Consider the following 19,303-nt stretch of genomic DNA (forward strand, 5'->3'; position numbering starts at 1 on the left):
GCCCTTCCTTCACATTCATGGGGAAAAAGAAAAACAAGTCGCGGCCGCCGCCGTCAAATGATCAGCGACACGGCGCAGCAGACCAGCAGAAGCGCCATGATCAGATTGACCGCTTTCACATGCCGCCCCACAAACCGGTGAAAAAAAGAACCGAACAGCGTCCAGCAGCCTGTGCCCGCCAGCGCGGCCAGAGAAAGAAAGGCGCAGAACAGCAGGATCGCGGCCGGCGATCTATAATTGGGAATGATAAAGGTCGCAAATACAGATATTCCGTAGAGAATGGAATTGGGATTGACAAATTGCAGCAGAGCGCCGTGCAGAAACAGACGGTCTCCCGCCGTTCTTCCGGCCTCTTCCTGTTGGCCGCCCTCCGGACGGCTTTTCACCACGTTCCAGGCCAGCCACAGAATATATCCCGCGCCCGCCCAGATCATAACCGGCTGGATCTGCGGAAACACGGTCAGGATCGTCAGACTGAACGCGCCGCACAGAAGCAGCAAGAAAAAAACGCCGGCGGCGATCCCCAGATTAAACCGGAGCGCTCTTCTTAATCCGTATTTCCCGGCGTTGGACATCGACAGAACGGCGTTTGGCCCGGGAGACACATTGGATACGATAACATAGGATAAAAATGCGGCAAAATTCGGCATGGACTGCGTCTTCTCCTTCAGCGATGGATACCTTCAGTTGACAAGATCTGTACGCTGTCCATGGTATCACCTGCACATTTGACTGTCAAGAAGACGGAGCCCTCTGCGGCCGGTCTTTATGAAAAGAAGCCCCGGGGGGACAGCGCCGGACCGCGCTGTCCCCGGGGGCTTCCCGCAGACTTATTTCTTTACCAGAACCATAACGCCGAGCACGATCATGATCAGCGCCCCCAGGAGTCTCCAGCTGACCCACGGGAAAAACCAATCGAGGATCAGGTAGACCCCCACCGCGATCAACAACAGGCCCACGACCCAGCTTCCGGAGGACCTTCTCTGCGGCGCCGGTTCTTTTTTCTGAAACGGACCTTCCGGACCGCCCCATCCTGATCCGCCGCTTTCCGATCCGAAGGTTCCGGGTCCGGCCGTTCCTCCGTCGGCAGCGCCGCCGGCGCTCTCACCCTCTCCGGTGTTAAACTCCGCGCCGGCCGCCGCCCGCGTCTGTCCATTTTCCGTCCTCTCTTCATATGTCGTCTCGTATACCGGCCGTCTCGTGCCGTCGTTCATGCGCACCGTGGGTTCCTCCGGAATAATGACGGCGGCCACGATATACGCCACCAGCGCCACGCCGAAGGAGATGAAACAGAAGATCACCATCAGAAGTCTCACGATGACCACGTCGATGTCAAAGTATTCGGCCAGCCCGGCGCACACGCCGCTGATAGCTCTGTCCTCTCTGGACTTGTAGATTTTTTTATTCATTTCCCTTATTCTCCTTTTGACTACCCTGATCTGTGACTCCGCGCCGCACAGTCCCTGCACGGGTCCGCTGCGGTCATTATACCACTATTCCAGCCGACAAAACATTACAAATTGCGTACAATTATAGGCCTGACTGCGCTTGACTTCTTTGTTGCAGTTATATATAATTTTTCTAATGTTTATGTTATTAAATAACAACGCCTCTGCGGAAGGAAAGGGTTTCCGTCCTCCGGTCACCATCCGCCGGCAGCTTTGCCGGCGGAATGCCGAAGCCTGCGCCCTCCTCCCGCCCAGGATGACATTTCGGGTTATGTATAGGAAAAAGGAGGTAGGCGAAATGTTGGATATAAAAGTACAGAAAACCACGGCTCCCAAACAGAAGCCGGCTGCAGACGATCCGCTGAAATTCGGAACGATCTACACAGACCATATGTTTCTGATGGATTTTAACTCAGAAAAAGGGTGGCACGACGCCCGCATCGTTCCCTACGGAGACATCATGCTGTCGCCGGCAGCGGTGGTCCTGCACTACGGTCAGGAGATGTTCGAGGGGCTGAAAGCTTACAAAGGGCCTGACGGCACGCCCCTGTTGTTCCGCCCCGGCAAGAATATAGAACGCTCTCACATGACCGCGGAACGCCTGTGTATCCCTCCGGTACCGGAGGATGTATTCCTGACTGCGCTGAAAGAGCTGATCAAGATCGACGCGGACTGGATCCCCGACGCCCCCGCCACCTCACTCTACGTCCGTCCCTTCATGTTTGGAACGGACGCCAAGCTGGGCGTGGACGTATCCGATTCTTACCTGTTCGTCATCATCCTCTCCCCCAGCGGCCCCTACTACCCGGAAGGTCTGAATCCCATTAAGATCTGGACGGAGGATCAGTATGTACGATCCATCAAAGGCGGCCTGGGACACACGAAAGCCGGCGCCAATTACGCCGCCAGCATGAAGGCGCAGCAGGAGGCCCACGCCAACGGTTACTCCCAGGTCCTGTGGCTGGACGGCGCGACCCACAGCGTCATCGAGGAAGTGGGTTCCATGAATATCTTCTTCAAGATCGGCGGAAAAGTCATCACCCGTGATCTGGACGGAAGCATCCTGCCCGGCGTCACGAGAGATTCCGTCATCGCCCTCTGCAAGGACTGGGGCGTGCCGGTGGTGGAAGGCTCCCTGACCATCGAAGAAGTCTACGAAGCCTCCCAGAACGGCACGCTGGAGGAAGTATTCGGCACAGGCACGGCCGCTGTTATCTCCCCCGTCGGCGAGCTTCGCTGGGGAGACAAAAACATCATGATCGGCGGCGGTGAGATCGGCGAGTTTACGCAGAAGCTCTACGACACGCTGACCGGCATCCAGCTGGGCATGCTGCCCGATCCCCACGGCTGGGTCATGAAGGTGGAATAGCATCCTGCAAAATATAGAAGACCCCCGCATCGCACCGGACATCCGGTACCCTGCGGGGGTCTTTTGATCTCTGAAGCGGCCGAAGCCTGACCTCTGTTATTCCGCCGCCCGGAACAGCCTGCGGGCAAACGCCCGGGCGCGGCCGGCCTTGTCCCCGTCCATGAACACGGTATCGTATCCCAGATGGCGTTCCGCCAGCATGCCCAGATATTCCAGCTGCGAATGCTTGCAGTACCTGCGGAATCCCTCCTCCCACAGATCGGCTCCCTTTTCCGGCCGGTAGCCGCAGGTGGTGATCAGCGCCGTCTTCTTTCCCGCCCACAGGGACGGTCCCTTTTTCTCCCCGTAATATTTATTCAGGCCGTACACCAGCCGGTCCAGCAGCGCTTTCATGGGCGGCGTACAATACCAGGAATAGATAGGCGAAGCCAGTACCAGAAGGTCGGCTTCCAGTACCTTCCCTGCGATCTCCTGCATATCGTCCCGGATCCGGCAGGCGAATTCCGACCAGTCCCGCTGACAGACGCGGCAGGCCGTACAGGGGGCGATCTTCCGATCGCAGAGCCAGATCCTTTCATATATGTGATCTCCGGCGGTCAATTCATCGCAGAAAGGCTCCAGCAGCGCCGCCGTATTCCCGTTCTTTCTCGGGCTCCCCATCAAAATGCATACCTTCATAAAATCTACCTCCGCGTTTTCTTCATTTCCCGCCGGCCCCTGTACCGGGCACTGCGGATCTCATTTCTCTGACCGGATCAGTATAACTCCTGGGGACTCAGATTTCCACCACATATTGATTAAATTTCCGCCCTGCGGCGATCTCGCCGCGGTCACTGTGAAATACCTGCGTAAAAATCGGCGAACGCACAGCAGAAAGGGAGCGCCCCGGCCTTCTCTTCCGCTGCGCTCCCTTTCATCGTTCTTCCTGTTCAGTTTCGGTCGGATCCTCTCGCTTCCGCGCGCCTGCGCATCAGAAGTCCGACAGTTTCGCTCCGCACTGGGGGCAGTAATTCGGGGCCAGCTTGATCCGCCGCAGCGTCACCTTCTCCTTCGGCCGGTAGATGCACAAGATTTCCGCATGGGATTGCTCGGCAAAATCAACATAGACCTCGTCTGAATTCTTAAACTGATCTTTGATACAGTCACAGGTAAATTTCTTCATATTGGCTATTATTGCCGTCTTCGCCGTAATTATTCCCAGTGTTCTCCATCTGCTTCCTTGGCTTTCAGGGGGCCTGTTCCAACTCCAGCTCCAACTCCAGCTCTATCTCCATCTCCGGCTCCGGCGCCGCCGGCAAACCCGAAGCTGCCGCCGGCCCCGTCTGCGGACTCAGCGCCGCCTGCGGCGGTTCCGCCGCTCCCTGCCGCATCCACATTCGCCCCTTCGCGGTCTCCAGCCGCATCCGGGGTCTCCGCGTCCTCTGCTCCACTGTCTCCTGCCGCATCCATGTTCGCCTCGCCGTCTCCCGCGGTCTCCCCTTCCGCCGCTTTACCGTCTCCTGCGGTATGATCGTCTGTTTTCCGCCGCTTTTCTCCTCTTCTCTTCCGCGGCACGATCATATTTTTATCCCGCGTACGGCTGAATCTGCCGTAGAAATAATCCTGCCTCCGCCCGAAGAGCTGCAGCAGCGACTCCCACAGGAACAGCAGCCAGATCCCGCCCACAAAGAGGACCAACAGCGCCAGCAGGATGCTGAGCAGCGTGGGCACCACCGTAGCCAGATAAAAGCAGCCGATCACCAGAAAAGGACCGAAGATGATGAGACAATATAAAATGCCGTACCGCACCAGATATTGATAAAACTTCGGCTCCCCGCCCTCCTCGTCAGTGATCTTCATACGGAAAAACCACTTGCCGAAGGTATAGCCTCCTGTGGCCCAGGGCAGCACGCCAAAATACAGGGTCAGCAGGACCGCCGCTCCGACGGCGCCGGAAAAGATCCATTCCAGCGCTCTTCCCATCACCGCAGGCAGCAGGTTTTCCAACACATGCAGTCCTACGCGCAGAACTCCGGCAAAAAAGAACAGCGTGATCCAATCCAGAACCAGGGCCAGAAAACGGCGCAGCAGCGGCACCCGTTCTCCCTTCTCGTACGCCATCTCGTCGATGCGCTCTCTGGACGGCAGAAAATGACAGATCACCGGCGTCATCCAATACCCTTCCATACCGCCCAGCGTGTTGAGCATCAGATCATCCACATCAAAGAGCCGGTAAGGTCTCGGGTAGATGCCGTACAATCCGGAAAGCTGAGTCAGCTCAAAGAACAGGCTGACGCCAAAAGACGCCGCCAGCGTTTTTTTCCAGCTCCACTTGAAATAATAGCGCAGATAGATCCCCAGCGGCACGAACAGCAGCATGTTGAACAGCACCACGAAGAAAGTGGAATCCGTGACCGCCGCCCAGTAGGTGCCGGGATCCGTGATATTAAAATTGGACTTTTTAATAAAATCGCTGACAAACTGGAAGGGTATCAGCTGCATGGCCGGCCCCGTGTAGTTTGCCACCTCCTCCGCGGGAGGCAGCGGAAGGATCACGAAGAAGTACATGTTGATCAGGTACAGAATAAACGTGTACATGATCGCCGACCGCCAGAAGGGAATGGCCCCGAACCTTTTATACTGCGTCACGATATAGGGGAGCGTAAAGAGCAGGGCGATAAACGGAAACGCAACAAATGCGCTCTTGATCGGCACCAGATAAATTTCCATATTCCTCCTCGCCCCCTTTCCCCGCCGGACATTGCCCGCCGGCCTTTTTCACTCCAGTCTTTCCCGCCGGATATTGCTCGCCAGCCTTGCCCGCCGGACATTTCCAGCCGGCCTTGCCCGCCGGAGTCTTCCCGGATCTAGGCCCGGCGTACCGCGGCCTTCATCTCTCTCACATAATCGGCCACCGGACCGATGGAATCCGCGCCGTGCTTTGCCACCAGTTTAACGATGGCGCTGCCGACGATGGCCCCGTCCGCCAGCCGTGCCATCTTCTCCGCCTGATCCGGAGTCGCGATGCCGAATCCGATGGCGCAGGGCGTGTCGGTGCTCTCTTTGACCAGCTTCACGATCTCGCCCACATCGGTCCTGATCTCGCTTCTCACTCCCGTGACTCCCAGAGAAGAAACACAGTAGACAAAACCCTTCGCCTCCGAGGCGATCATGGAAATACGCTCTCTGGACGTAGGCGCCACCATACTGATCAGATCTACGCCGTATTCCTCACAGGCTCCGCTCAGCTCGCTCTTTTCCTCATAGGGCAGATCAGGCACGATCAGCCCGTCTACTCCCGCCTCCACGCAGCGTTTCATAAAGGCCTCTTTTCCATATGTAAAGATCGGATTGACGTAGGTGAGGAAAACCAGCGGCACTCTCACTTTGTCCCTGATCCCCTCCAGCGCGTCGAACAGCCGGTCCGTAGTACAGCCCGCCGCCAGCGCCCGTTCGTTGGCCTCCTGGATCACCGGCCCCTCCGCCACCGGGTCGGAGAAGGGGATCCCGATCTCGATGAGATCGGCTCCCGCCTCCTGCATAGCCAGGATCAGCTCCTGTGTCACGGCCAGCGTGGGATCGCCGCCCGTCACAAACGAGATAAACGCCTTTCCGTCCTTAAATGCTTCTCCGATTCTACTCATCGATCTTCACCCCTCTGTATCTTGCAATGGCCGCCACATCCTTGTCTCCCCGGCCCGAAATATTGATGACCAGCAGCTGATCTTTTCCCATGGAGGGAGCCAGCTTTCTGGCGTACGCCACCGCGTGGGCGCTCTCCACTGCCGGTATGATTCCCTCTGTGCGCGAAAGATATTCAAACGCGTCCACCGCCTCGTCGTCTGTCACCGGCACGTACTCTGCCCGGCCTGTACGCGCCAGCTCCGCATGCTCCGGTCCGATGCCCGGATAATCCAGCCCCGCCGAGATCGAGTATACCGGCGCGATCTGGCCGTATTCATCCTGACAGAACAGCGATTTCATGCCGTGAAAAACTCCCAGGGTACCGTTGGCCATGGTAGCTGCGTTTTTCGGATCGTCCACGCCCAGTCCGGCGGCCTCGCAGCCGATGAGACGCACGGAAGTATCCGGTATGAATTCGTAAAAGGCTCCCATGGCGTTGCTTCCGCCCCCCACGCAGGCCACCACCGCGTCGGGCAGCCTTCCTTCCTTTTCCAATATCTGTTCCCTGATCTCTTTTCCGATTATTTTCTGAAAATCCCTCACGATGGTGGGAAACGGATGAGGCCCCATGACAGAACCCAGCACGTACAGCGTATCGTCCATCCTGCGCGTCCACTCCCGCATGGTCTCGTTGACCGCGTCTTTCAGGGTCATGGTGCCGCTTTCCACCGCGTTGACCTTGGCCCCCAGAAGCTCCATGCGGTACACGTTCAGCGCCTGACGCTCCGTATCCTCCTTGCCCATAAAGACCTCGCACTCCATGTCCATCAGAGCGGCCGCCGTGGCGGTAGCCACGCCGTGCTGTCCGGCGCCCGTCTCCGCGATGACCCGCGTTTTGCCCATCTTCTTTGCCAGCAGCACCTGACCCAGCACGTTATTGATCTTGTGGGAACCGGTGTGGTTCAGGTCCTCCCGCTTCAGGTAGATCTTCGCCCCTCCCAGATCCCTGGTCATCTTCTCCGCATAATACAGCAGCGACGGCCTTCCCGCGTAATTTCGGTACAGATCCGCAAGCTCCGCCTGAAAATCCGGATCATTTTTGTAATGCTCGTAGGCCTCTTCCAATTCCCGTACCGCGTTCATCAGCGTTTCCGGTATGTACTGCCCGCCATAGGGGCCGAATCTTCCTTTTTTCTCTTCTGTCATCTTAACCCTCCTGTCATTTTCAACGGACCTGTTCGCCGGTCCCGCGGCGCTGCGCAGAAGCAGCCCGATCCTCTCTGTTATTTCGTCAAGTTCTCCCGCCATGTTTCCTTCATAAAAAAGTCTCCTTCGCAGCCTTTTTCGCCCTGGGGACTCACCTTCACAATGCAGGCTTTTATGTCATTCCGCCAATATCGCCAAAGAAAGGCCATATTTCCTACATAATAAAAAAGCTTTTGCCCCTCCTCAAAGGGACAAAAGCTGAACTTCTGCGGTACCACCCAAATTGACGGCAGAGCCGTCCACTCCTTTTGCGCACATCCATACGCATCCCACTGATAACGGACGGGATCCCCGTCAGCGTCTACTCCCATGTCTCTGGTTTCAAGCTGCCCTCGCAGGCCCATTCCGCAGACTCTTCTATCGCCGCACTCTCACCACCCGTCGGCTCTCTGTCATATCGCCCTCTGCGTACTCTCCCTGCTCATCGGTTTTTCTTTCAGGCAGTCCGCCGAAGCTCGCCGCCCTATTGCTTTAATGACATACAGTATAGACCCATCGCCGTCAATTGTCAAGAAACGATCCTGAATTCATCGCCGATATCTGCTGTTTTATCTCGTCTCCCACCTGCGGAGGCTCCGGTTCCGGTCTGCTGATCCAGTAACCCTGCAGGTAATCCACGTTCATGGAGATCACCGCGGCGGCTTCCGCTGAGGTCTCCACGCCCTCCGCCACGATAAACATCTGGCGCTCGTGGGCATAGGATACGATATTCTGCACGATCTTCTGTTTGTCCAGGTCCTCGTCGATCCCCCGAATGATGGAAATATCCACCTTGATAAAAGCTGGCGAGAGGAGCAGCAGCATGCGTTCGCTGTTGTAACCGCTCCCGTAGTCGTCCAGGGCCATGGATGCGCGCCATTCCCTGACCTTCCGCTTTTTGATCTCCATGCCGGCCTCGTCAAGCCGCTCTTCCTCCGTCATCTCAAGCACGATGCGGTCCAGATAGCCCCTGTACCTTTCATCAAACTCCAGCAGCTGCCCGTCCGTCATGGTCTCGCTGGCGATGGAGTTGATAAAGATCCGGCAGTCTCTGTGGATCTTCCCCGCCTCCACGCACTGGATAAATGTCTCCATGGCGCACCGCCACGTCAGTTCTTCTATTTGAGCAAGCTTTCCCTCCGCCCTGGCCAGCTCCAGAATTTGAGACGCCGTGTGCAGCGTGGGCATATTGGCCCGCATCAGAGCTTCGTAGGCGAACAGAGTTCCGTCTTTTGCGCTGACGATAGGCTGGAAATAATACTGTACCAGCGATTGATCGATGAGCTCCGCCAGCTCGATGCGGTTCTGACTCAGATACGCTTCCCGGTTGTATACGCCGAGATCAAACTCCTTCATCGCGCCTTTCTCAGATTGTTTTACCTTGTACATGGCAAAGTCCGAATACCTCAGCAGTTCGCCGTAATCGCTGCTGTCGTCAGGATACCATGCGATCCCGCCCGACGCCGCCACCGGCTGCGACCTTCTGTTGGGCAGTACGAACTGCTCGCTGCGAATGGACTGCGTCAGACGGTCCAGCCGCTCCCGTATCTCCTCTTTGCTCTTATATCCATAGAAAAACAGGTAAAACTCGTCGCCGGAGATACGGGAGACCACCGTGCGCTCCGGAACTGACGATACGAAGCATTCGGCCGCTTTCTGTATATAGTTGTCCCCGCACTCGTGACCGAAGGTATCGTTGATCTGTTTCAGATTATCCAGATCAAGCATGACCAGAGCCGCGATCCCCAGAGCATCCTTTTCTTTTTCAAACAACTCGTGCATGATCCTGGCAAAAGCCCTGCGGTTGATCAGTCCGGTGAGGAGATCGTGATCCCGCTCGTAGGCGATGCGGTCGCGCTCCAGCATGGACTGCGTCACATCCTCGGCCAGTCCGATACAGCGCACGCCGTCGTCAACGTATTTGAGCTTGACGAAGATCGGTTCCCCGCCGTCCGGAATGCGGAATATGATCTGATCCGCGTTCTCTTCCTCCCTCTGCACGTACTTCCCCAGCCCGGACATGATTTTTGCGAATGTTTCCACGTCCAGGGTCCAGGTGTCGATTCCCCTGATGTTGAAGACCTCGAAGAAGCCGTCGCTGATGAACAGCTTCTCCTGATCCCTCCGGATCTCGAATCCGGCGATCTTTACGCTGGCCAGCTCTACGATCTGGGTAAACTTTGTGGCGGCGTCGATGACGTCCCTGCTGAGATTTTCGATGGATTCTTCCAGACTGTCGATCTCCCTGATCCCTGTCCGGCGCAGTTTCACCGCATTCTTTACATTCATGACTCCGATCTCGCTCATCAGCGTCTCCACCGGCCGGGAGATCAGACGGCTGACCAGGAAACATCCCGCAACGCCGATCATAAGGGAGAACAGCACGCCCAGAACGAGATTGCCGGTGACCTTGTTTGAAAAGGAAAACAGATCCTGTTCCCGCACCGCGCCGATGAGCGCCCACCGTTGATCGGAAAAAGGAGCGTTGGAATTGTAAAGGTTGAGAAATTCCACAGCGCAGCAGAAATTTTGATCGTCCTTTTCGATCCGGCAGTCTTTGCCGTTTTCCAGCACCTTCGTCGTCTGTTCCCTGCCTCCGGCCTGCCGGTAGATCGGACCGCTGATCAGCACGTTGTCAAAGAGATTCCCGCCCTGACGCTCCACCCCCAGAATGTACGAACCCTTCTGGTCTTCCGCGATCTCCCCATAAGGAATGATCCTGTTGAGATAATCCAGCGTGATATCCACGCCCACTACGCCGTACACTGTCCCGTCGCTCAGGATCAGCGGCACGGAATAAGCGATCGCAGAACGCACGTCCCCTTTCAGCACAAAGGGGCCGCTCCAGTAGCCCAGATCCTTATAACCGATCCCCTGGTTTTTCTCATCGCAGGCCGCCTGATACGGAACCGTGAGAAATTCATAACTCTGCTCCGATCCTTCGGAGAACTCAAACCGCGGCGACCACCCGCTGTCCATGGGAATATTGATGGACTGTACCACCGACGTGGGCGCCCTCTCCAGCAGAAGATCCGTGTTGTCATAGGAAGGACTTGACGCAGGGTCCAGATCTCTGAAATACAGACCCGGTTTGCTTTTCAGCAGCCGCAGTTCTTCCCCCGTCTCCCCGTCCGCTCCGGTCACGATGGGGATCTCATTGCTGAACACCACAAATCCGCCGGTAGTCCTGCAGCTTCGCATCATGGAGATGATCTCGCCTGTGATGTCATTCAGCAGCCTGGCGCTTCCCTCCGTGTCCTGATCCAGCCTTTTCGGATCGATCAGGCCCGCCGCCGTCAATTCCTCCGTCTTTTCGTTGATCTGCCGCACGGTAAGATCCAGCTGAGACCAGCTGTTGATCATTTCATTTTCAAGATAGCTTTTTCGATTCAAAACCCTCTGGCCGAGAATATCCCGCGCGTTCTGATTCAACCTGCCCGTCAGACCGCCGCCGAATATGCTTCCCGCAAGCAGAAGGCTCTCTATCAACACGAGAACGCAGACCGGGATCAGGATCTTGATGTAGATCGATCTGCCTGCGGATTTTGTGTCACTGGCTTTTGCTGGCCTCACTGTATTCCTCCGCCGCCGTCGCTGCCGATGGCAGCCTCCAGCTCCGTCTTTGTCTTCTCATACCACCGATCAAAATTATCGTCCTGGAGATAGAGCGCGGACGCCTCTTCCAGCGTCATCCCCTGCTCGATTCTCTGTCTTACCAGCTTGCGGTCCGCCGCGGCCTGGCCGGAAAGCGACGTCTCCAGTACATTTCTGGCAGTCGTCCCATTTTTAAAAGCTTTCGGCGTATACAGCTTATTTTTCATCACCGTGTCTACGGACACCTGCAGGATCGAATCCATCATGCTCCCGTCGGATCCTATGTACTCCGTGATCAGCTCCGCGTCGTTGGCGGCCTTCGTCACCGGCAGATAACCCGACGCCACCGAGAAGCGAATATTCCTCTCATCCTGCGTAAACCACTTCAGAAACTGCACGGAAGCATATACCTTTTCCGGTTCGGACTTTGTGACCACCATGCCCGCTCCCTGCTGGACCGCATACGCCTCTCCCCCCTCGAACTTGGGACACTCCAAGGCCAAAAGTTCAATGGGATATTCGTCCTGATCATCGTCTCCGCCCACCACAGAGCTGGGGAAAAAGGTTGCCCCGGAGGACGCGCCCACGAAGGAGATAATGCTCCCCGTCTTCATGTCGCCGCTGCGGAACCGGGCGGAAGCGTCAAAATACCCATTTATAAAAGGAACATAATAATTGTCCCAGAGCTTTTTCATAACGTCCCGATCAAAATGCAGTTCCACAGAGCCGTCTTCCTTCACGGTAAAGATCTCCGTTCCCAGCTGCCTGGCTCCCAGGAGGAGATAATTTGCCATGGCGTCTCTGCCAAAAAATGCTTTTCCGTCGTTCTTCTCCGCAGTCAGGCTGTCTGTCCACCGGTAATACGCCTCCGCCGTCCGTGTAACGCCTTCTATCGTGGAAAGCTCAGAGAGTTTCCAGCCTGTCGCCTCTGCAAATTTATCCCAATCCGTCTTATTCAGCACCAGAATCTCTGTTGATTTCGCCACCGGAAAAATCTTCAGCGTACCCGCTCCGGAAAACTCTCCTTCATTGAGATAGCTGGCGATAAAACGATCCAGCTCCTTCTCAGAAAAATAAGGCATCAGATCCGCCACCAGATCCCGCTGGTCCACCGCGTAGGCCGTGTCGGCGTAAGCTGCAAAAATATTGGGTACTTGAGATGCTCCTACCTTCCCGTCCGCGGCGTCCAGAACGCTTTGTTCCAGCTCGCCCACGCTGCCCAGACTGTAGGTCTCCACAAATATGCCGCGCTCCCGCCCTTCCGTGCTGTTGAACTCATCCACCAGCCCGTTGAAGGCGTCCTGCTGTTCGCCGTTATAATAATTCCAGACGCTGATCGTCACGGGATTTTCCGGATCCAGCTTCACCTTGTCCGGATTTCCCGCGCTGTCGTTTCCGCAGCCACCCATAACCGCCGCGGAACACATTAAAATACCTGCCAGCAAAACGCCTGCAACTCTTCTTATCATATCGATTTCCCCACACTTTCAACCCAACGCAACGCTCCCTTGCCCCTAAAAGGTTCGTCGGGATCTTCGCCGGATACGGCCCGGCCTATCTGCCGCCGGGCCCTGATGATCGTATATTAACGATTGCCGCTGAATTCTGTCGATACCTGACCGGGCGGCCCGCCGCCCGCCGTCTCTGGCGATCTGATGCCCTTGGCGCTGTGATGCCCCAGTCAGCCTGCGGCCTGCTGTCTGCCCTTCGCTGTCGTCCTGGCTCCGTCTGCTGTCTGCCGCTGTCCATTGGCTTTCTGTCGCTGTCCATTGGCTGTCTGCCGTCGATTTTTCGTCCATTTTATCGCTTAATAGCGATAATCGTTTTATCCGCCGGATCGTCTGCAAAGATCCACCGGCCCGCCGGCGAGAGCCGCCCGCTTCCCCTCCGTCGGCGCCCTACAGAAAGAATTCCGGCTCCGCCCTGCGGGTATAGCCCTCCTCCAGCTCATGCTGGTGATAGAGGTAGCCCTCATCGTCGTAATACCGGGCATTCTCCGGACACTTCTTGATACAGGCCCCGCATTTAATGCAGATCCCCGTGTATCTGCTCACGTCTTCGGGATCGATAGAGCCCATGGGGCACAGCCGCGCGCACAGGCCGCATTTCGTACATTCCGGCCCGGTCTTTGGCAGTACCTTGCGGATGTCGATGGGCGTTCCCTTCCGGTCGCGGGGCTGGTAGTATCCGCGGATAGGCGTCTCTCCCCTGACCGGAACCGGTCCCTGCTCAAACGCCTTCCCGTCTGCGCTCTCCTTCTTTTCCCAGACGGCGCGCAGCTTCCCCGCCGCTTCCCGGGCGAACTCCCCGGCCAGCGCAAAATCAGCCTCGTCCGGCCGGCCGGCTCCCAGGATCCGGGAAAAGGAATGCTCTCCCACAAAGGCAGCCGCAGCCACGGTGTGAAATCCGTCTTTTTCCAGTATATCTCTCAGTTCTATCAGCGCATCGTCATAATTCCTGTTTCCGTAAAGCACTACCGGCACCGCCAAAGCACCGTTTCCCGCGATCTCAGCTAAGAATTTCAACAGTACGTTAGGGACCCGTCCCGCGTATACCGGAACCCCAAAAACGACGGCCTCGTCGCTGGAAAACGCCTTCCCCTGGGCTCTTTTCCGGGGCAGTGTAAAATCAAAGGGCTCCTCCGCCGGTCCCAGCCCCAGTTCCGCGCTGATTCTGTCCGCCAGAAACGTCACGACGCGCATCGTTGTATCTGTAGCGCTGAAATAAGCCGCGCGCACTTTTTTTTGACCCATATTCTCCTCCTTTACTTTTCCAGTGTTATGGTAACCGTCCTGCTTTCATCCAGCCAGTCCACCGCAGCGGACAGCGCCTCGGCCGCCGCTCTGCCCGGCACCAGCGTCCGCCCGTTGGCGATCTGCGCAGGCACGTCAAGCTCGACCGACCGCGTACCCTGAGCGTCCTTCACTGTCATCGTCTTGCTGTCGATGGTCATGAGCACCTCCGTCCCGTCTTTTTCGGCGGACACGGTCTGGGATGTTCCATCCCATCCCACCTCGGCGCCCAGCGCCTCGAAAACAGCGCGGAACGGTATGAGCACGCGTCCTTCCTTCAGCACCGGCGGCTGATCCATCTCCAGCTCCGAACCGTTAACCAGTACGGTGACATCCTTCATGACGCCCACGCGCTTCAGATATGTCTCCACCGCCTTGCCGGCCGCTTCACCGAATCGTTCCTGCGTGCTGCGCTGGATAAGCCATTGATAATCCATCGGGTTGGACATGAAGGAAGTCTCAAACAGCACCGACGGATAGCCGGTCATCCGCGTCATGGCCAGATTGCTGTGCCGCGGCGTTTTTGACCCGATCCCCATATTCTGCGTGATCGCCTCATTAATGATGGCCGCATCCTTCTCGTGATCCAGCGAATAGAAAGTCAGCATTCCCTTGGCGTTGTTGTAGTCCGCTGTCACCGGCATCGAATTGCAGTGGACAGAAAGACAGAGATCCGGCTTTTCCATGGCCACCTGATACGCCCGCTCCGAAAGCCCCACTGCGGTATCGTCCGTTCTGGTCATCAGCACGGCAGCTCCCCTGCCCTCCAGATAGCTCTGGATCCCCAGCGCGATACTCAGGTTGATATCCTTTTCCATCGGTCCAAAGACCCCGGGAGCCCCCAGCGACCCAGTGTCCGTTCCGCCGTGTCCCGCGTCGATGTGGACCCGCACCCCAGTCAGATCTCTGCCGTTGAGTACAGGACTGTGCTTAAATCCCACTTTCATGTAGCCGTCTTCAAATTCCGCATAATACCCGTTTACCGGCGCTCCGTCCCGAAAATTGAAACTCAGTATGGTATTCGCCCCGTTGCTTCCGCCTTTCCCATCTGCCAGCACCGTGACGTTCTTCAGTATCTTATTGGAAGTGATCTCCGGCAGCGTCCCATTCTGTTTCGTGTTGTACAGGATCAGCGACGCCCGATTCTGTCCCTCCACCGGTTCCAGGCTGTAAAGCGCGTTCTGGTCCATCCTCAGCCACAGTTCCGTGCAGTTTTTATCCGTCATGGGCACAAACTTCATCTCCGAAATATTAGAAGCCGCCAGAGTACCCTCCGCAGCCTTGATGTTGCTCTTATATACAAAAGTGCCGTCGGACAGCCGGTACAGATTGCCCGCGTCCCCCGTCAGCTGAGCCACCGTGCCCTTTGCCAGCGGAGTCAGCAGCTTTGTCCCGTCGGTCCCCGGCGAAGCCATGCGGGAGATATTGTGGCCCGTCACAGTGCCGTACTTCGGCGTAACGCCCGCTCCCCAGATATTGACCTTCGTCTGAGAGCCTCCGCCCCCTGTCCCCGCCTGCTTGCGTGTGACCGTCACAGTCTTGCTCCTGCCGTTATTGGTAAACGTAAATGTATTTTTACCCACATCCAAACTGACGTACTGTGCAAAGAAACCCTTCTCCGTCGTCTCGATCTGCTTGCCGTTCAAATACAGCGGGTAATCGTAATCACAGGCCCCATAGATACTGATCTGTCTGGCCGTGGTGCTGTAATTAAGCTCCGGCGCCTGAATAATGATATCGTGAGGATTTTCATAGGTCGCCGCCTTCACGGCCGCTTTCGCGCCCACCGCCGCCTCGCCGGTGCTGACCACCGCCGGATCCATCTGTCCCGTCGAATCCGCCGCCAGCGCGCAACCAGGAAACTGCCCCAGAAAACAGACTGCCGCAGCCAGGATCGCGATCCTCTTTACCATCTCTTTCTTTCCCTTCATCTTCCCAATTCCCCCATACTCGCTTTTATCGATCCCTCAGTTGATCCCTGCGCCCCACGCGGTCCGCCTGTCCGCCTGCCGATCTTGTGACCTGCCGATCTTCTGATCTGCCGGCCTTTTGACCTGCCGGACTTCTGACCCGCTGGGCTTCTGAACTGTCCGCCTGGTCTTCTGACCTGCCGGCCTTTGTATTTCGCGTGAGATCCCGGGCGGTCGCGCCCAGTCCGTGCGCTTATTTTTCATTTTACCATGACTGGACGCAGGCCATCATGGTAAAATCCGCGCATGGCGTCTGCCGCGCACAGAATCTGTAAAATAGCAGACCTATGGCTATTTTACCACAGATTCCGCCCTTCTGCGACATTTAGAGCCCAATTATTCACCGCAAGTCCAAGCTTTTTAGCGACCTGCTGCAGACTTCCGTGAAGAAACCGGAAGGGTTTTAAAAAACGGCCGTTTCCTCCGGTCCTCAGACCTTTCGGAAACAGCCGTTTCACTGCGTTTTAACATACCGGACGCCGCCGACCGCCTACAGCTGATCGAACAGCTTTTTCAGCTCCATGGCGCGGTCCCAGTTCCCATCCACGAAGACGCGTCCTTCTCTCACCGCCTGCTCAAAATCAAGCTTCTTCTCCACAATATCCAGAAGATCGTCAAATATCACTTCCAGTCTGGCGTCCCGATCCCGATAATCATAGGGCTCCACTGCCAAAAAACCGTCCACGATCTCAATGTAGAAGATCCCGTGCCCCTGACCGGCGAGATCTATCTGATAAGCCGCCTTCCCGGCTATAACGGCCGGATCGGTGGTCTTCAGCTTCTCTCTGACGAAATTCACCACATCAATATACTCCATCCCCGCCCGTTTGACGCCGGCTTTCTTCCGGGTCTTTTTTGCAGGTGAAGCCTCTTTTTCCTCTTTCTTCTTTGCCGCGGCTTTCTCCTTCTTTACGATGGCCGTCTGCGCTTTTTCCTTCTTGACCACAGAAGTCTGCGCCTTATCCTTCTTTACAACAGCCGTTTCCCCTTTTTCCTTCTTAACTACAGCTCTCTGCGCCTTATCCTTTTTTACCACGGCGGTCTCACCTTCGACTTTCTTGACAACAGCTGTCTCCGCCTTCTTCTTTTCCACGATTCCCGTTTCCATTTCCGGCTTCTCCACGACAGCGGTTTGTGCCTTCTCCGCAAGAGTGGTATTCTCAGTCTTTTTTTCGGCCATAGTAATCCCTCCTGACTTACGGCGGCGCCTCAGGTCGCCTTCTCTATTCTACTGTTGATACTTTAATTATATCACTGTTTCTCTTAAACCGGAGCGCCTTTTTCAATATTACAGCGAAAACATCCATCTGCGTAAAAAACTGCAAAAATGCTTGCAGACAGCGTGCAGCATGCCGGGACGTCATTCGGATAGAAGCCATTCTGAAAGCCTGGCCGCCGGGCGCGGTGCCGGACAGGGGTATCTGCCCGGGGGTGCGGTGCCGGACAGGGGTATCTGCCCGCCCATGCGGCGGGCATCTGGAAAATAATTCCTCGACATGGGTGAAAATGCTGATAATATTTCACTTTTGCATAATTAAGGCAGGAATATATGCGAAACCTTCCAAAAAAAATAGTTTTCACCTATTCACTCATGAAATATTGCAGTTTCAGTGGGTCTATACAGCTAATTTAGGTGAAACAAGAGATTTTTCTGCAATTTCACCTATCGTTCCGCTGTCAGGAACCTGCGGTCGCTTTGCGGCGCCGCCAGTCCAGCAGCCATCCCTCCGCCCGTTGGTCCTGCGGTCATCTGCGGCCGGCCGCGACCCGCCCGCCAGTCCGGCCGCCCGCCCCCCCCCCCCCCCCCCTCCCCCCCGCCCCCCCCCCCCCCCCCCCACCCCCCCGCCCCCCCCCCCCCCCCCACCCCCCCGGCACCCCCCCCCCCGTGGGCCCGCCGGCCCCCACCCGCCCGTGAGTCCATCGGCAGCCATCCGCCCGCCAGTGCCGCAGCCGCGCTCCATCCGCCCACCGCCGAAAACAAAAAACAAAACCGCAGCCGATCATTCTGCATAACGACCGGCCGCGGTCCCGTGACTCTATTTATTTATTCTTCATTGATTCAATGATGCTGTCGGCCAGGGCCCCGATCTCATCCAGATTGTCTTCTCTCATGGCGGAGGACAGGGTGACCTTCTCATCGAGTACGGTCATCTGTTTCATGTTGTTCTCCAGAAAATCTCTCATGAGGGAGCCGGACTTGCAGGCCCAGGATCCGTTTTCAATGATGGCCACAGTGCGTTTCTGCAGATTCAGCGCCTTCATATCCATCAGATAATTGTGCATCACCGGGTAGATGCCCAGGTTATAGGTGACGGAGGCCAGCACGATGTGACTCAGGCGGAAGGTCTCCGAAATAAGCTGCGACACATGGGTCTTGGAAACGTCGTACATGACCACGTTCGTCATGCCCCTCTCCACCAGCGCCGTGGCCAGGGAATTGGCCGCCGCTTCCGTATTACCGTACATGGAGGCGTAAGCGATCATAACGCCCGTTTCCTCCGGCTCGTAACGGCTCCACTTGTCGTACTTGTCAAGGAAATATCCCAGATCCGTGCGCCATACGGGTCCGTGGAGCGGACAGATCATCTTGATGTCGATGCCGCCGGCTTTTTTCAGCAGCGCCTGCACCTGCGGGCCGTACTTGCCCACAATATTTGTATAATACCTTCTGGCGTCGTCGATCCAGTCGCGGTCGAAGTTCACTTCATCGTTGAACAGCTTGCCGTCCAGCGATCCGAAAGATCCGAAAGCGTCCGCAGCAAAGAGCACGCCGTTGGTGGTATCAAAGGTCACCATGGCTTCCGGCCAGTGCACCATGGGCGCCGCCACGAAAGTAACGGTATGCTTTCCGAAGCAGCGGGTATCCCCTTCCTTTACCTCCTCGATCCGGCCGTCGATAGAGAAGCCGAACTGACGCATAAAGAGAAATGCCTTCTCTGTGCTGATGATCTTCACCTCGGGATAGCGCAGGATGATCTCCTCTATGGAAGCCCCGTGATCCGGCTCCATGTGATTGATGACGAGATAATCCAGCTTTCTCCCTGCCAGGACCGCCTCCACATTTTCGATGAACTGCCGGCCCGCGGACCAGTCCACCGTATCGAAGAGAACGGTCTTCTTATCCAGAAGCAGATAAGAGTTATAAGAAACGCCCCTGGGAATGGGATGAATATTTTCGAAGAGTGTCAGGCGACGGTCATTTGCGCCCACCCAATACAGATCTTCTGTTACTTTTCTGACACAATACATGGCTTCAGTCCTCCTTTTCCTGAAACAAATCTG

General features: G+C 56.5%; 14 protein-coding genes and 1 other annotated feature. Of the genes, 1 reads left to right on the plus strand and 13 read right to left on the minus strand.

What is annotated here, in order from left to right:
• Nucleotides 1–53: 53 nt before the first annotated feature.
• Together E0E37_RS00935 and E0E37_RS00940 are read right to left on the minus strand one after the other, a co-directional pair.
• Nucleotides 54–650, minus strand: a complete 597-nt coding sequence (locus E0E37_RS00935; protein ID WP_130861105.1) for a LysE family transporter — start codon at nt 648–650, stop codon at nt 54–56.
• A gap of 180 nt (nt 651–830) precedes the next feature.
• A complete protein-coding gene (locus tag E0E37_RS00940) occupies nt 831–1,409 on the minus strand; it encodes a PspC domain-containing protein (protein ID WP_130861106.1) in 579 nt (192 codons plus the stop codon).
• A 337-nt stretch (nt 1,410–1,746) separates the two neighbouring features.
• Here E0E37_RS00940 and E0E37_RS00945 point away from each other — a divergent pair, with 337 nt between their 5' ends.
• Complete coding sequence (locus E0E37_RS00945; protein WP_130861107.1) at nt 1,747–2,817, plus strand: branched-chain amino acid aminotransferase; 1,071 nt, start codon at nt 1,747–1,749, stop codon at nt 2,815–2,817.
• Between the two features lie 96 nt (nt 2,818–2,913).
• Here E0E37_RS00945 and E0E37_RS00950 read toward each other — a convergent pair whose 3' ends face one another.
• The 11 genes from E0E37_RS00950 to E0E37_RS01010 all read right to left on the minus strand — a co-directional run bounded on the left by E0E37_RS00950 (nt 2,914) and on the right by E0E37_RS01010 (nt 19,270).
• Nucleotides 2,914–3,495 carry a flavodoxin family protein gene (locus E0E37_RS00950; protein ID WP_130861108.1) on the minus strand — a complete coding sequence of 194 codons (582 nt, stop codon included), beginning with the start codon at nt 3,493–3,495 and terminating at the stop codon, nt 2,914–2,916.
• A gap of 292 nt (nt 3,496–3,787) precedes the next feature.
• A complete protein-coding gene (locus E0E37_RS00955; RefSeq protein WP_130861109.1) occupies nt 3,788–3,979 on the minus strand; it encodes a hypothetical protein in 192 nt (63 codons plus the stop codon).
• Between the two features lie 29 nt (nt 3,980–4,008).
• Nucleotides 4,009–5,526 carry a VanZ family protein gene (locus E0E37_RS00960; RefSeq protein ID WP_130861110.1) on the minus strand — a complete coding sequence of 506 codons (1,518 nt, stop codon included), beginning with the start codon at nt 5,524–5,526 and terminating at the stop codon, nt 4,009–4,011.
• A 137-nt stretch (nt 5,527–5,663) separates the two neighbouring features.
• Entirely contained in the window at nt 5,664–6,440 is a 777-nt protein-coding gene (trpA, locus tag E0E37_RS00965; RefSeq protein WP_130861111.1) for a tryptophan synthase subunit alpha, read from the minus strand.
• Nucleotides 6,433–7,626, minus strand: coding sequence for a tryptophan synthase subunit beta (trpB, locus tag E0E37_RS00970; protein WP_130861112.1), 1,194 nt, complete (start codon nt 7,624–7,626; stop codon nt 6,433–6,435). Before trpB ends, trpA begins: the two co-directional genes overlap by 8 nt.
• A gap of 244 nt (nt 7,627–7,870) precedes the next feature.
• Nucleotides 7,871–8,120: a binding site (T-box leader), on the minus strand.
• A 67-nt stretch (nt 8,121–8,187) separates the two neighbouring features.
• Complete coding sequence (locus E0E37_RS00975; RefSeq protein WP_130861113.1) at nt 8,188–11,238, minus strand: bifunctional diguanylate cyclase/phosphodiesterase; 3,051 nt, start codon at nt 11,236–11,238, stop codon at nt 8,188–8,190.
• Nucleotides 11,235–12,728: an extracellular solute-binding protein gene (locus E0E37_RS00980; protein ID WP_207302896.1), complete on the minus strand. Its 1,494-nt coding sequence runs from the start codon at nt 12,726–12,728 to the stop codon at nt 11,235–11,237. The genes E0E37_RS00975 and E0E37_RS00980 overlap by 4 nt, the downstream gene beginning before the upstream one ends.
• Before the next feature lie 429 nt (nt 12,729–13,157).
• On the minus strand, nt 13,158–14,012 hold the full coding sequence (locus E0E37_RS00990) for a 4Fe-4S binding protein (protein ID WP_130861114.1): 855 nt from the start codon (nt 14,010–14,012) through the stop codon (nt 13,158–13,160).
• 11 nt (nt 14,013–14,023) lie between these two features.
• Nucleotides 14,024–15,982, minus strand: a complete 1,959-nt coding sequence (locus tag E0E37_RS00995; protein ID WP_130861115.1) for an N-acetylmuramoyl-L-alanine amidase — start codon at nt 15,980–15,982, stop codon at nt 14,024–14,026.
• Nucleotides 15,983–16,511: 529 nt separating this feature from the next.
• The gene (locus E0E37_RS01000; RefSeq protein WP_130861116.1) at nt 16,512–17,201 is read right to left on the minus strand and encodes an SCP2 sterol-binding domain-containing protein; all 690 of its coding nucleotides are present in this window, start codon (nt 17,199–17,201) and stop codon (nt 16,512–16,514) included.
• A gap of 860 nt (nt 17,202–18,061) precedes the next feature.
• The gene (locus E0E37_RS01010; protein ID WP_130861117.1) at nt 18,062–19,270 is read right to left on the minus strand and encodes an FprA family A-type flavoprotein; all 1,209 of its coding nucleotides are present in this window, start codon (nt 19,268–19,270) and stop codon (nt 18,062–18,064) included.
• Between the last annotated feature and the right edge of the window lie 33 nt (nt 19,271–19,303).

The organism is Bacilliculturomica massiliensis, from assembly GCF_900605495.1.
Taxonomy (GTDB): domain Bacteria; phylum Bacillota; class Clostridia; order Peptostreptococcales; family Anaerovoracaceae; genus Bacilliculturomica; species Bacilliculturomica massiliensis.